The 14,913-nt window shown below is 40.1% G+C and carries 13 protein-coding genes; 2 read left to right on the plus strand and 11 right to left on the minus strand.

Annotation, left to right across the window (positions count from 1 at the left end):
- Positions 1 to 5: 5 nt before the first annotated feature.
- From KCG35_RS00215 to KCG35_RS00235, 5 genes are all read right to left on the minus strand, one after another.
- The gene (locus tag KCG35_RS00215; protein WP_215817643.1) at positions 6 to 1,412 is read right to left on the minus strand and encodes a uroporphyrinogen-III C-methyltransferase; all 1,407 of its coding nucleotides are present in this window, start codon (positions 1,410 to 1,412) and stop codon (positions 6 to 8) included.
- 251 nt (positions 1,413 to 1,663) lie between these two features.
- Positions 1,664 to 2,410, minus strand: coding sequence for a uroporphyrinogen-III synthase (locus tag KCG35_RS00220; RefSeq protein ID WP_215817644.1), 747 nt, complete (start codon positions 2,408 to 2,410; stop codon positions 1,664 to 1,666).
- Positions 2,411 to 2,448: 38 nt separating this feature from the next.
- Entirely contained in the window at positions 2,449 to 3,396 is a 948-nt protein-coding gene (hemC, locus tag KCG35_RS00225) for a hydroxymethylbilane synthase (RefSeq protein ID WP_215817645.1), read from the minus strand.
- A 115-nt stretch (positions 3,397 to 3,511) separates the two neighbouring features.
- Positions 3,512 to 4,258 carry a LytR/AlgR family response regulator transcription factor gene (locus KCG35_RS00230; protein WP_230408915.1) on the minus strand — a complete coding sequence of 249 codons (747 nt, stop codon included), beginning with the start codon at positions 4,256 to 4,258 and terminating at the stop codon, positions 3,512 to 3,514.
- A 6-nt stretch (positions 4,259 to 4,264) separates the two neighbouring features.
- Positions 4,265 to 5,356, minus strand: a complete 1,092-nt coding sequence (locus tag KCG35_RS00235; protein ID WP_215817646.1) for a sensor histidine kinase — start codon at positions 5,354 to 5,356, stop codon at positions 4,265 to 4,267.
- A gap of 388 nt (positions 5,357 to 5,744) precedes the next feature.
- On the opposite strand from KCG35_RS00235, the gene argH reads away from it, so the two are divergent.
- Positions 5,745 to 7,184, plus strand: coding sequence for an argininosuccinate lyase (gene argH, locus KCG35_RS00240; RefSeq protein WP_215817647.1), 1,440 nt, complete (start codon positions 5,745 to 5,747; stop codon positions 7,182 to 7,184).
- Between the two features lie 209 nt (positions 7,185 to 7,393).
- A complete protein-coding gene (locus KCG35_RS00245; RefSeq protein WP_215817648.1) occupies positions 7,394 to 8,167 on the plus strand; it encodes a hypothetical protein in 774 nt (257 codons plus the stop codon).
- Between the two features lie 92 nt (positions 8,168 to 8,259).
- On the opposite strand, the gene KCG35_RS00250 is transcribed toward KCG35_RS00245, so the two are convergent.
- From KCG35_RS00250 to KCG35_RS00275, 6 genes are all read right to left on the minus strand, one after another.
- Positions 8,260 to 8,829, minus strand: a complete 570-nt coding sequence (locus tag KCG35_RS00250; RefSeq protein ID WP_215817649.1) for an HNH endonuclease — start codon at positions 8,827 to 8,829, stop codon at positions 8,260 to 8,262.
- Between the two features lie 491 nt (positions 8,830 to 9,320).
- Positions 9,321 to 10,367, minus strand: coding sequence for a putative urea ABC transporter substrate-binding protein (locus KCG35_RS00255; protein ID WP_215817650.1), 1,047 nt, complete (start codon positions 10,365 to 10,367; stop codon positions 9,321 to 9,323).
- A 30-nt stretch (positions 10,368 to 10,397) separates the two neighbouring features.
- The gene (locus KCG35_RS00260; RefSeq protein WP_215817651.1) at positions 10,398 to 11,606 is read right to left on the minus strand and encodes a toxic anion resistance protein; all 1,209 of its coding nucleotides are present in this window, start codon (positions 11,604 to 11,606) and stop codon (positions 10,398 to 10,400) included.
- A 15-nt stretch (positions 11,607 to 11,621) separates the two neighbouring features.
- Positions 11,622 to 12,431, minus strand: coding sequence for a hypothetical protein (locus KCG35_RS00265; RefSeq protein WP_215817652.1), 810 nt, complete (start codon positions 12,429 to 12,431; stop codon positions 11,622 to 11,624).
- Between the two features lie 98 nt (positions 12,432 to 12,529).
- Entirely contained in the window at positions 12,530 to 14,077 is a 1,548-nt protein-coding gene (locus tag KCG35_RS00270) for an OmpA family protein (protein ID WP_215817653.1), read from the minus strand.
- 2 nt (positions 14,078 to 14,079) lie between these two features.
- The gene (locus KCG35_RS00275) at positions 14,080 to 14,901 is read right to left on the minus strand and encodes a vWA domain-containing protein (protein ID WP_215817654.1); all 822 of its coding nucleotides are present in this window, start codon (positions 14,899 to 14,901) and stop codon (positions 14,080 to 14,082) included.
- Positions 14,902 to 14,913 lie beyond the last annotated feature (12 nt).

Below are 14,913 nucleotides of genomic sequence, written 5' to 3' on the forward strand. Positions count from 1 at the left end.
CGCCCTTAATTTAGTGTCCGTTGTACTTCAGACATTAAGGCGTTGCTATTGCTGGCCTCAGCAGAAGTGTCACTATCTGATTTGTTTTTAGGTAATTTACCTTCATGGTAACGGTGTAAATTATCAATATAAGCTTTTATAGCCTTCAAAGAACCAGAAATATCAGGCATTTTTTGTGTAAGCTTAACGTCTTGCAGTTCATCTAACTGCCCCAACATAGACTCTGCATCACGATTTGAAAGTGAGAAGTAAGTTTTTATCCACAGCTCAGCTTTACTTAAACTATTCAAATAGATTTCCTGCTGTCCCTGTAACAAAGCAAGCTGTGCCTGTTCCAGCATTAACCGTAAATTATGGCGTAAATAAAGCTCTTCGTTAGGGGTTAAAAGTAACTCTACTGGCTTATCGCGGTCTGTGGAAAAACGAAAATACTGTGTAAATCCATTCCATAAGCCTTCAATACGGCTTTTGGCGTGTTCTAATATGCCTTTCTCTCCACTTTCTTCATTGATAGCTGCAACTTGAGCCGGTGCTTCTGGCTCATAACCTGCGGGTGGTATCAGCGGTAACCTAGTAATGGCCCCTTCTAATGCTGACAACTGTAAATAGAGTCCTTCAAGATCAATACTGGGAATCGCACGAACCGCCACTAAATCCTTGGCAAGCGCTTCACGAACAGGATAAAGTGAGTAATTATCCAAACCCGCTAATATCTTATCTGCACTCGCCAGAATAGCTTCTACACCGTTAGCATCTTTTTCAGTCAGAAGCCTCTGATTCGCTAGTCGTAACATATACTCCACTTCAGCTAACTGCCAATCATCACGACTTGTGCCTTGCATTTGATTAAACTGTTGGCGCAGGTTGCTCAAACTTTCTGATAAATCATTTGCCTGATTACGCACCGATTGCGTTTGTTGCTGTTGCTTGTTCACCAGTTGTTGTAATTGTTGTTGCGATTGACGGCTCACATTTTTAATTTGCTGTATATCTCCACCCACTTTCTTATCTAATTGATCAACCGCTGTTGATGCCGCTAACTCAGGGTTGAACTTTGTCCCTTCATGCTTAAGGTAATAACCCACATCATAATCAATGTAAGCTATCGCACCCACCAAACCCAATGTGATGACACTGGTTGTAAGTGCAATAAAACTGACTAAATTACGTTTTTTAGGCAATTGCCCTGCTGTGACTGGCTGCTCAGGAGGCGTACTTTGTGCAGATGTTTGCTGATTAGTAGATACAGTTGACTGGGGCGTCTGTTGACTTGTAGTTTGCTCCCCTTGCTGTGGCTGATCGACCTTTTTTGGGTCTACTGTATCCGCCTGTTCATTGGCATCATGCTTTCCTTTTGCACCTGAACTCGATGCCTCATTCGGCGTGTTATTTCCATCTTTCTTCGTTGTCATGAGCAAATTACCAAACTTTACATTCAAAAAAACTGCTGAACAGGTTCAACAGATTCAATTGTACATTAATCTTTCACAACTCGATGTGGACATATTTTAACTCAGGAAAACTACACTCGCTGTGAAAGGCTGACCAAGCCTATCGCAAACTATACGCTTGCTTTTTTTATTCGCATGACTCTTACATACTATTACTGGCTGAACTGGGCAGCTAGAGAGAAATACACATTCCAAAAAGGTCAAATTTGGATTTAAAGAATATGTCGTTGTATGCATTTCAAAATAGCTTGGTCACTTGCCCCCTCTGCCACAAAAATATCAGCCCATTGCTGTTTTTGCTGGAGTAATGCCACACGCTCACTTGGTACAATGAGTTGCAAATTGGCAGCCATCGTCCCGTCAATATACTCTAATAAGTTACTGGCGATTTCTCCACTTGTGGCAATTATGGTTGTGACGCCTTGGTCTTTAATGAGTCGTTCAACATCTTGAACATGATATAAGGGCTCAACACGCTCATACACACAACACGTTGTCACATCAGCCCCTCTCGACTCAAGCGTTTGTTGAATCAGTGAACGTCCTCCTTTTCCCTTAATAAGCAGAACTCGTTGCTGTTGTACGTCTTGTAATACAGGCAAAGCTAACAATGCTTCGCTATCAACGCCTTGGTCTGATAAAGCACTATCAATTGACAACTGTCGCATAACAGCTGCCGTTGCTTGACCAATGGCAAACCACGCTAAACCAACAGGCCACTGTGGCCAATACTGCTCAGCTTGATACAAACCAATTTGTGCTGCAGCAGTACTGGTTACAATTACTTTATCGAACTGAGCTAAATTCTGCCAAGTTGCTCGTAGCTGAGCAGACTCTGGTAATGGCTGAATAGCAATCATGGGTAAAGCAAGCGCACAAAGTCCAGCCAACTCCATGCTATGGACCAGTTGACTGGCTTGAGGTTCGGGACGAGTCACTAAAAATACTGGCGTAGTCATAATTTTATCAGTTATGTGCTATCTTCCAGATTGAAGGCTTATTTTTTATCCAGTGGATTAGTCCAATTCTCCAATAATTTCTGCAAAATATCACCCGCTCCTTGCTTTATTAAATCTTTTGCGACAGTTTCACCTAGCAGTTTAGCTTGGCTGATATCGCCTTCAATCTCACTCATATGCACTTTACTAGCATCAGGCTCTGCAACAATCGCTGTCAAACTAAGCTTGTCATGGTGTAGGGTTGCGTAAGCACCAATTGGAACCTGACAGCCACCTTTCAAAAATGTCACGACAGCACGTTCTGCAGTAACACATGCGGCCGTCTCAGAATCATGTAAGACACTTAGTGCATTTTTCAGTTCGGTATCAGCTTCACGACACTCAATGCCTAAAGCACCTTGACCTGCAGCAGGAATCATATTATTTGGAGATAAATAATCCGTTATGCGCGCTTCCAGCTCCAACCTTTTCAATCCTGCGGCTGCAAGGATAATTGCGTCATATTCGCCAGCGTCCAGCTTACCCAAACGCGTATTCACATTACCACGCAAAAAATTAACTTTTAAATCGGGCCGGTGCATTAAAAGCTGACATTGTCGGCGCAGGCTGGATGTTCCTACAACAGCCCCTTGTGGCAACTCGTTTAAGCTGCTCGCACAGTGACTGACAAACGCATCACGGGGATCTTCTCGCTGACCAATGACCGGCAAGCACAGTCCTTCAGGAAACTCCATTGGAACATCTTTCATGGAGTGAACTGCAATATCCGCTTCTCCAGAAAGTAGTGCTTTTTCTAACTCTTTAACAAATAACCCTTTACCCCCTATTTTGGCTAAAGGCGCATCAAGCAGTTTATCCCCTTGACTCATCATTGCGACAAGCTCAACGTTTACTTCTGGATAAACATTTTCAAGTTGTTGTTTAACATGATTTGCTTGCCAAAGGGCAAGTGCGCTTTTACGGGTGGCAATTCGAATGGTTTTCACGTCAACACTTCCGGTTAAGAGCTATTCACACCGTTAGTGTAACAATTTGAGCCATAACAAACAGCCCAGGTAATTCTGAGCTGTTCAATAAACACAAACAAATATTAAGGAAGTGTTATAAAGACTTTAGCAATCGACGCATTTCTGCAACATGCCGACGGCTAACCTGTAACGGCTTCATAACATCACGTAAATGAATTTCATAAGAACCTTGATCATTACGCGTCATACTTTCAATTGCACGACGAGCAACTAAAGCATTTCGATGAATTCGAACAAATACATCAGAAAACTCATTTTCTAATTCTTTTAGTGTTTCATCAATTAGTACCTCACCTTTGATATGGTTTACGGTCACATATTTATTATCCGCCTGAAAAAAACGCACATCATTCAATGGAATGAGTTCAATGCCTTTATAAGTTCGTGCACTGATATGTGTTCTTTTTTGTAGCTCATTTTCTGAAAGTCGTTCATTTAAAGCTGCTAATTGGGAGCGGTTGGTACGTTGTGCATTTTGAAGTGCTTTGCAAAGGGCATCTTGCTTAACAGGCTTTAATAAATAGCCCACAGCCTGTACATGAAACGCTTCTAAAGCATACTGATCGTATGCAGTGCAAAAAATAATGGCTGGAGGGCAGTCCATTTGACACAACGCCATAGCAGCTTCCAACCCATCCATCATTGGCATACGAATATCTAACAGAACAACATCAGGTTTGCGCTGATGAGCAATTGCAATTGCCTCAGCCCCTGTTCGCGCTTCATCTTCGAGGACACAATACCCCTCAATGCCCTCTGTCATACGGCGCAAACGGTCCCTGGCTAAAGGCTCATCATCAGCAATCAACACTTTGATCATTACTGCTCACTCTCCCCGACCAGCCTCAACTCCTGGCTGGCATGGATATTTTAACTCCGTCACAAACATATTGTCGGACTTGCTAGCAGACAGCAGGGCTCGATACCCATACAGGGCTTGTAAACGGGCTTGAATATTAGCCATCGCTAAACGATTACCTTTTCCCGGCTGTTGTTGATAATACATAGCTAACGGGTTAACAACACGCAAGAGAAGTAGACCATTTAAATATTCTAACGTGACCTCTATCACACCTCCATCTGGGATTGGTTGAATTCCATGCAGTATCGCGTTCTCTAAAATAGGCTGGATGGTTAACAAAGGAATTGGTAAATCCATTGGCACACCATTCATATGCCATTTCACAGTTAAACGCTCCCCAAACCGGTGCTGTTCAATTCGAACATACTGCTGACAAATTTCAACTTCCCGCTGTAATGTGACTTCCAAGGTTACATCATCAAGTGTAGCTCGAAGCAACCCCGCCAAGTCCTCAACAGCTTGTTCAGCTTTATCAGGGTTTATTACTATCAGGCTAGCAATACTATTGAGACTATTAAACAAAAAATGTGGATGAATACGCGACTGAAGCGCTTGTAATCGAGCCTGCAACTCTGCTTGTTGTTGATAGTATAGTTGTTGGTGAACGTAAAAATAACGCAAAAATAAACTGGCTAATATCACTGCCAGCAGTACATGCTTACCCAGCTTTGTAAAATCAATGCCTTGCCAAAAAGGTTGAAACCCCCTTGGTAAATATAATGCCCATTCTGCTGCTAAGGCAAACGTTACAGTAACGAAAACCACAATGCTATAGCAGCACGCCAGTGTAAGCCATAATGGTTTTCTAGCTAACCAAGCACGAAGCCAACAAAGCAGTGCCGCACTCACCAACACAATCCACTGAACAAAAAAAGATGCCAACGCCAACCGATTCCAATCAAATGTAGCTTCCTGTGGAAGTGCAAGCACCCAAACAAATACAATGAGTTCTGCCAAAAGGACCAATAAAAATACAGCTTTTGTAGTGCACAAGTCTGGCAAAAAAAAGTCATCTTTCAATGTACCCGCTTGTTCTAAATCAGTTTTATGCGCCATAAAAAAATAACTTACTTAGTGGATGAGTGTTGGCTATAAATGGGTATTCTTTAGAACGAATATTCCAGTTAATAGCTTAGATACTCTGTTGTTTAACAGCGAAAGATATTCCACTTAGAGTACATAATGCATCTCAAAAGAGTTTCTACATGGATATTTTAATCGTGTTATAGAATAACTCTAAAAAATAACTAATTTTTCAAGGTGATATCATTGTCACCCTATAAAGACAGAATACCTTAGTGACCTGATGATCACCTAACAAAGCCACAAATAAAAAGCGTACTTTTAAAAGCTCCAAGGTTTTGGCAGATTAGAAATATACGTTATTATCATTCCTCTACGGTGGAGTGCGATCAGAACAAACGCAGATATAAAGGCCAACTTAATGAGTAACTCAAATAAAACACAAACCCATCAGTCTTCAACTAATCAGCAGTGGGGCGGACGGTTCAGTGAAGCAACTGACGCCTTCGTTGCCGCATTTACGGCCTCTATTCATTTTGATCATCGCCTCTACCGACAAGACATTAATGGCTCGATTGCTCATGCAAAAATGCTAACGAAAGTAGGCATCTTGACGGAGACAGAGAGTGACGCAATTATTTCTGGCTTACAAGAAATAGCAGATGAGATAGCCTCAGGTAAAATTGAATGGTCAATTGCACTTGAAGATATTCATATGAATATTGAGGCACGTCTTACTGATAAAATTGGTATTGCAGGAAAAAAACTTCATACCGGACGCTCAAGAAACGATCAGGTTGCTACAGATATACGACTGTACTTGCGGGACCAAATTAATGACATTTTGTTCGCTATTACACGAGTTCAGCAAGCACTTGTTGAGTTAGCAGCACAAGAAGCAAATACCATCATGCCAGGTTTTACCCATTTACAAACCGCCCAACCAGTTACCTTTGGCCACCACTTAATGGCATGGTATGAAATGTTAGAACGTGACTATTCACGACTTGAAGACTGTCAGCGTCGGATGAACCAATGTCCTTTAGGTGCTGCTGCGCTTGCAGGAACAACATATCCAATCGATCGGCATTATACAGCACAAGCACTCAATTTCGATCAACCCACTGGCAACTCACTAGACTCAGTAAGTGACCGTGATTTTGCAATTGAGTTTACGGCTGCCGCCAGTATCATCATGATGCATTTATCTCGTATGTCAGAAGAACTGATTATCTGGACATCAGCACAGTTTAATTTTATTGATTTGCCTGATCGTTTTTGTACTGGTTCTTCAATCATGCCACAAAAGAAAAACCCTGATGTGCCTGAACTTATTCGGGGTAAAACAGGCCGTGTTTATGGGCACCTCAATGCATTATTAACATTAATGAAAGCGCAACCACTCGCCTATAACAAAGATAACCAAGAGGACAAAGAACCTCTTTTTGATACAGTGGATACTCTGCTTGGTTGTTTGAGAGCCTATGGTGATATGATTCCAGCGATACGTGCTAACAATGACATTATGTACGAAGCTGCCCGCAAAGGCTTTGCAACTGCAACAGATTTAGCCGATTACTTAGTCAAAAAGGGTGTTGCCTTCCGTGATGCACATGAAATTGTCGGTCAATCTGTCGCTTATGCACTCAAAAAGCAACAAGATCTTTCAGAGTTATCCCTAGAAGAACTACAACAATTTTCGACAGTGATAACCAATGACGTTTACGATGTCTTGACACTAGAGGGTTCTGTCAGTGCACGTAATCATTTTGGCGGAACAGCACCCTCACAGGTAATAGAGGCTACACAACGTGCCGAAAAAAGCCTCACTAAACGTTTAGCTCCCCTCTCTAACAATTAGCATTATGGAATAGCGCCTTAACTTTAAATAATAGAAAAGCAACAAGAATACTCACTTTGAAGGGTATTCTTGTTGCTTGCTCAATAGCGCTACCATCAAAGTGTCATCATAATTTTATCTGAATGCAATATAGCACTATACTGTTAGTACAACCTCTCGTTGGAAAAATATTGATAGCAACAATCTTTTGTAACCAGGAGTAGTACGGTGTGAAACCGGCTCAACATCAAACGCAGATCCACGCTTTTTTAAATTTAAGCTCAACCCAAATTGATCGTTTTACCCTTTGTTCACAAGAACAAAGTAAGCTTCCTAAAGGCTTTTTAGCTATTGAACCTTATATACAGCAAAAAACACAAAAAGGGGTTCTTCAGTTTTTTTTCCAGACAGATAATCAACGCGCTTTCATTTATTGCAGTGATGAAATGGGTGAGTTTTATTATTTTCATGTGCCGTACATTAATCACCACTTATTTCTCAATAAACTACAACGCTTTATTAGTCACTGGCTAGAGCAAAGGGATGCTGATCTAAAGCCAGGAACACCCATACAAAAAGTACAGTTCTGGGAGATTGAGAGCTTAAATAATGACCAACCCAAGATTACACCTATCACCATAAAAGGCTTTTATGAAAATACTTACAATGAGTTTGATATACAAGTGAAAGTCATACTTGATCATACAAAAAAGATTTCATTAAAAATAAGCTGTGGTCATAAAGAGTATGATCAATATCACCTAGGAAAAGTGACATTCATTAAGGTCGCACAAGAAATTTTAAACCACCGAGAAATGTCTCTACCCTACCCAGTTTATATTGCTAAACTTGATTTGTCACCTTTACAACACACCGTATTTAAAGGAGTATTTCCCAGTATTATTGACCATATACAATACAAATTACTGGTTGAACAACTTCTCAATGCAGCCTTGCAAAAAGAGGCTATGCAAACGCCAAGCGATATTGAATTACCAGAATAAAGCCTAGTGGTTAGAAAGTCATTTTAACTGACAAGTAGAAAAGCTATTTGTAAAATAGCCATAGAATTAAAAAAAATAAAGTACATTTCTAATCAGTGCACAAACATTTCCCAATGAGGCCTATTACTAAATCTATTTCTCAAAAACTCCATTTGATCCACTAATACGTGGTGATTTGCTAAATATAAAAACTCATAAATATTAGGTTGAAAAGGCACAGCTAATAATTCCATATCAGCTTCTTCAGGCGTTTTATTGCCCTTACGCATGTTACACCGCTTACAAGCAGTAACAACATTTGTCCAATGATCTTTTCCACCTAAACATTTTGGTTTGACATGATCTCTTGATAAATCACTGTAGCCAAATTGTTTACCACAGTACATACAAATGAAGTAATCACGCCTGAATAGATATATATTTTTGAGAGGAGGTGCGTTACTTTTATCCTGCACTTTACCATCAACAGCCATAATACTTGGTAGGTAAATGATTGAACGCTGTCCAGTGCGAGATATCCCTCCTCTCATTACAAATGTTTTTTCACCTATGCTCCATAAAATTTGCTGCTTAACATGTAAGATAACGGCTTCTTCAGTTGTAAGCCATCGCACAGGTTTTCCTGATTTATCGAGTTTCAGTATTTTATGGGCCGTATCCATAACGCTACCTTTTATTTCACAAATAAGCACTCCAAATAAAAAAGCCCAGTGAGAAAACTCAACTGGGCCTTAAACAACAGCCAAGACAGATGATATGCCTGTAAGCATCATACTGGAGCATAACGATTTCAACTTGACTTAACATGTTTAAACCTACTTACTGGTATAACCACGTATTCCACTTATACACTCAGTGATGTACCTCTACTTAAAGGTATACCCTTCACGAATCATTTTTAGGGTTTGTTGTCAGCGTTCTTCACCCCAGTTCACTTATTAATATAAGCTCCTGAGGCTTCATCACTTGACGGCCACACCCTTGTGCCCTAGGGGTATAAAAACCCTTCGTTATGGATATATACATCATATCTTAGTTATTTTTTAGCGTTATTATTGCAACACTTATATTACATAAGTATATATTGCTTTTAGCTAGTCGTGTATATAGAAATCAGAAATATACCGGTTTTATCCGGTACATCTCTTTTTTATTACAATTTATTATCAGCAGCCATTTTCATATATTTATCTATAAAGCGAAGCTTAACATTCTTCTTATTACCTAACACTTCACCATTAGAAAATTCTATTCCGACAAAGTCTGGAGAAGAAGCATTTGCGCCAAATAAACCTTTATCAAATGAAAACTGTCTAACGTGCTCCATGGTCTTCTTCACATCACCACTGTTCGCTAGCTCTGAAGCTTCTTTTGCTGTATAAAACATGCGAGTTGTCTTTAACTGCGCATTAAACTCTGCTTCTGTAGCACCGGAATTACTCGCCATAAACTGTATAGCTTCTTTCCCTTCTTTATCACGCTTAGACATAATCGCCATTGTTTCATACCAGGCACCCGTTAATGCTTTCTTTAATCGCTCATCAGCGCCGGTTTTAACGATCATTAGATCTAAAATTTCACCTGGGATTTTTGAAGAGTCAAACACCAGGTTTGCACCTTTACTATTTCTTACTTGCTGCAAAGGTGGATTCCAAGTGACAGTCGCTGCATTTTCATTGGCTATAAAAAGTGAAGCTATATCAGAATCTGAAGTATTCACTACCTTAACATCCCGCTCTGACATGCCATTCATGTCAAGTGCTCTTGCTAAAAGATAGTGGGAAACAGAAAGCTCAACCAAAGTTACTTTACGATCTTTGAGATCTTTCACTGATTTGCCATTTTTAAGCACAATACCATCATTACCATTCGAGTAATCGCCAATGATAATAGCTGTTGAATCAATTCCACCTACGGCAGGTATAGTTAAGGCATCCATATTTGTCATCGAGCAAGCATCAAACTTACCTCCGGTATAGAGATTGATTGACTCTATATAGTCATTTACCAGGGTCAGTTTAATTTCAATGTCATATTTATCAGCCCATTTTTTTAAAATACCTTTTTCTTCTGCAAATGCCCAAGGCTCCCAGCCAGTGTAGTGAGACCAGGCAACATTAAACGTATCTGCAGCCTGTATTAATGTACTTAATAGCGATGCTGCGCCAAAGAGAATAGCCTTTTTACAAAATTTAATCATTTTTGCTCCTTAATTTTTTCATAAAATCTTTTAGCGACCATTTTCGACATCAACTATTTCTAGACCAAATTCTTGCTCAACAGCTTTACCTTTTTGGAGTTTTGCAATAGCTTTACCTGCTCTTTCATTTAATTGATCCATCTCCAATACTGTTTTTGCCATTTTTGGAAGTGCTTCTTGACGGAAAGTAGATAAGTCTTCAATTGCAGCATTCACATCATCAAATGCTTTTTTCAATGTTTCCATATTTAATTGCGTGGATGCTGCTTGCTTATGAATTTCAGCTCCCTGCTGACGTAAACGTGCGGCAGTACCTGCTATAAGGTTGTTGGTAGTTTCATTAACAGCTGCAACCTTCTTAAGCACTATACGCTGATTTTCCAATGCAAGCGCTAATGTCACAGCAACCTGCAATGCCTGTACCGTAACGCTTACAGCACGGTTAACACCACGAATTAATTCTTTATTATTTCGAATAATCACTTCAATGGTGAGAATACCTTGTTGATTAACAGCAAGCTGCTGTTGCAAGTCCATAATACGCTGAGTCAACGGAAACAAAATTTCTTCTTTAATAAAGTTATGTTTTGGATCATCTGTTGGGATTTCTGTTTCCAGCTTTTCATTCAGCTTATCTGCTATTGCTTGCGCTAACGAAATAGCTTTTTTCAAACGTACCGTGAGATCATGCATAGCTGTCTGATCTTTTTGCAGCGTAATATTATCTCGCTTCAGTTGTTCACGGCCTTTTTCCAAGCTTTCAACAATGTCATCAATAACACGTCCCGAGCTTTGATACATTGCAAAATAGCGCGCTAAAGGAGACCCCACAAAAGGCAGTTTACATAACAGTCGACGAATAAAACTGGATGAAAATTCAAACTTATTTGGATCAAGTGATTCTACTGTATTACGTAGCTGCAACAATGAATCAGCAACAGGCCCGCCATCTTCACCCGCTTGCGCTAAACTATGAATGGGTTGCTTTAACATATCAGAACGCGTAGCAGCTTCACGTTGAAGCTTTCCGCCAACCTGCTCAACTGCAGCTATTGCTTGATTTTTCTGATTTAAATCTGCAGGGCTCACGCTAAGTAAATTATCAACAACAGATGCCGCTTGTATCATTAACTCACTGGATACATCTGTTTTTTCCGCTTCATCTCCAGTCATTAATTCTTTACGAACGGTATCCACATCAAAGGTATTCAACGATTGCTCAGTTGACACTTGTACCATAACTATATGCTCCAACTATTGCTGCAAATTATAATCTGTTGCGCGCTCTGCTACTTGTTGTAACTCTTGCATTGCTATATCCATATCGACTTTGGCTCTCCCACTCGTTGTCTTAATATTTGCAAGCTGGGTCGAGACATTATCAATTTGAGTTAACGCTTGTTCATTCGTCACTAACAAATCATGCATTCGTTGCAACTGACTTTCATACATATCCAGACGACTTTGCAACGTTTTTCTTTCCAATTCAGAATTTGCTGAGCCGTCTTCATTTAACTTAACGATCTTTTTACGTAAGCTTTCAGTATCCATTGCACTTACACTTTTCAAGCCAAGTGCCACGCCTTCTAAGTTATCCAATCCAGCCAAAAATACCTGTTCAGCAATCGCCAAGTATCGACTAAACGTCAACTCGGTTGAAGTAAACTTTTTCTGTAAGATATCCTGAAAATTATCAAATTTCTTTTTAAATAATTCTAATTGTCTAATCCCCTCTTTTGAGTCAACGCTACTCAGTTCACTCTCCAGTTTTTTGAGCATTTCATTGCGTTTAACAACCATGGATTCATGGATTTGCCCTAAAAAAGCAATAATATGATTGTTCTCTTGGATAAAATATTCATATATCCACCCTAAGGATGCACCCGCAAAGCCCGTAATTGCACCCACTAATGCAATGGTTGAAAAGTCAAAAAATAACATTGCTGCAGTGGAGAGTACCCCCACAACGGTGGGGTATAATAAAAATGGACTTTGTAAAGAACGCTTTAAAACCGCTTTACTAATTGCCTTTTTAGATAGGTCTACTTTTTTACCTACCAACATGAGATATACCTACTGTTATATACTTCAGCAATCATCGCTTTCATAATGCCTATAATTTTTTTGTGTGATCTTTATAGTTCATTCTGCATGAAATTGCGTTAAAAATTCTCACCCACTAATACAAGTTCAACACGAGGTAACCTATAATAATAGGCTCTAGAAGACTCACCTGGACGCTTAGCAAGTGGTTTTGTTCCTCCAAACCCTTTTGCACGTATACGATGTTCATCAATGGCATGAGTAATTAATAAATAACGACGAACGGCATCAGCACGTTCTTGAGAGAGCCTTAAATTAGCCTCTTTGTCGCCTCTCGTAGATGTATGACCACGAACCTCAATACGAAAACGAGGATAGTGCTTTAAGTTTTCTGCAGCACGATCAAGTTGCTCTTTCCCTTCCAAGGTGAGTTGATCTGTACCCGACGAAAATACGACAGGACGCACTTTTAAGGTACCCACTCCCACCAAACGATCCCACTGCTTATCCGTTAATGCTGTAAATGTCGGGGTTGCCATATTTTGAGGTGCATGTTCCAGTTGCCCTTGCTGTGAAAACTGATCGAATAAGCTGGCTACAAACTGGCTGTTGGTAATCCGATAAGGGTCTTCATCTGGTAAAGGATTCTGGGTAACATCTCCATACTCCCGCAAGATATCAATTGTGCCTTCAATGGTATTGATTAATGCTTCATTCGCATAACCTTGAGCATGAGTACCAAACCAAATACGCGCATTATCAGTCAATGAAATCCAGCGCACCCCATCAAGCACAGTACTAATTTCATCGTCATCAAGCCGTAGGCTTTTTTTCAAATCTTTTTGTAACTGTTTAGGATTATCACGATAATACTTTTGTGTTTGATAGTAGGCTTGTAAAAATAATTTTACTTTTTCAGGTTGGTCTTTTGATAATTCTCTATTTACCAAAAGGACATCCACTATTAATTGCGCAGTTTGGTCACTCCCAAGTATTCGAATAATACCATCTTCTTTTAATGCTTTACTGACATGTGGTTCCCAAAGCACTGCAGCATCTACATCACTGTCTAACAAATGATCCAAAGCTTGTGATGAACCTTCCGCAGTTACTGCCCAATCATCCCTCTGGCGAAGATGGGGAATATCAAAGTGAACTGAAAGCGCCTTGAGTAAATGATCACTGGGTGAGTCAGGTGTAAATGCAATTCTTACATTAGTTTTCGTTTTTAATTCATCCAATGATGCCAATTTATTTTCTCGTGCAACCAGCGCATCTCCCCCCTTTGACTCATCAATCACATTGATAATGGTTCCAGGGTAATTCGCATCACTTCCAGTAAGTACATAAGCATCAACCGTAGCCACAGCAAAATCCAGCTTACCTTTAGCGAGACCTTTCATCCGTTGGGCATAATCGGCCTTATCATTTATACAGTTTAACCGATAACCTTCCTGACGCAGTCGTGACTTAATATGAGGTGAGCATAATGGAAAATAACCCACCCAGTCATCAACAGCAATACTGATTTCACCTTTAGTTTCCCGTGCATCACTTGTCTTCTTTTGCTCCCATTCCGAAAACCAGGGTTTTATCAGGCTGGTTATTCCCATAACAATCAGCCCTAAAATTATTAAAAAAATGGTTGCTTTAACGTGCTTTGACATAACTACTCACCAAACGTATCAAGCGGAAAATCCTCTGACTCAGCAAGCACTTGCTCTAAACTACGCTGTAAACTTTGCGGATTATTTGCGGCTTTATAGTCAATAATACCGGGTTGATTCAATGAGTGAGCTTCATTAATACAAAACCCTATAGTATGAATCATAATGGGAGATTCACGTCCAATTTTTTCAACTATTGACTCAGGTTCTTCACCAAGATTTGCTTCACCATCAGTAACAATCACTAAGTGATATTCACCGTACCCTAACTGTGCTTTTGCTTGTTGTGACAGCGCTTGATAACCCGTACGAATGGCTGATAGTAAAGGCGTACCCCCTTCAACAATGACAGACTTGACGGCTTTCACGAACTGATCGTTGTTATTAGAAGATAATGCAACCCGCTCAGAGAGCCCAGCTTTATCAAATACTAATAATCCCAAATTAGCACTGACGGGGATCTGGCTGGCAAATACTTCTAAAGCATCCATAGCTGCATATATTTTTAGTTTTCCACCACCGCATTCCCCACCCGCCATTGAGCCACTACCATCAAGCACAACATAATAATTTGTTTGTAATAAATCCTCAGCTACTCGATTATTTTCTGGCAGCGTTGGCCAAGTGTTGAGTAAAGGCTGCATATTATAGGGACGTCCATCATCACGCGTTGACTGGATAGACTGACTATCGCCCTCATGAGCAGCAGAAGTTGTTGCTGGACTACTTGCGGCTGAATTATTTTGTGCTGTGTTTGTTCCTGACTCTTCACAAGCCGTTAGCCAAAACGACAACACAAGCAGTATAAATAAGCGTTTATCCATGTGACCATTCCT

Origin of the sequence: Zooshikella harenae (assembly GCF_018837975.1) — a bacterium.
GTDB classification, from domain to species: Bacteria; Pseudomonadota; Gammaproteobacteria; order Pseudomonadales; family Zooshikellaceae; genus Zooshikella; species Zooshikella harenae.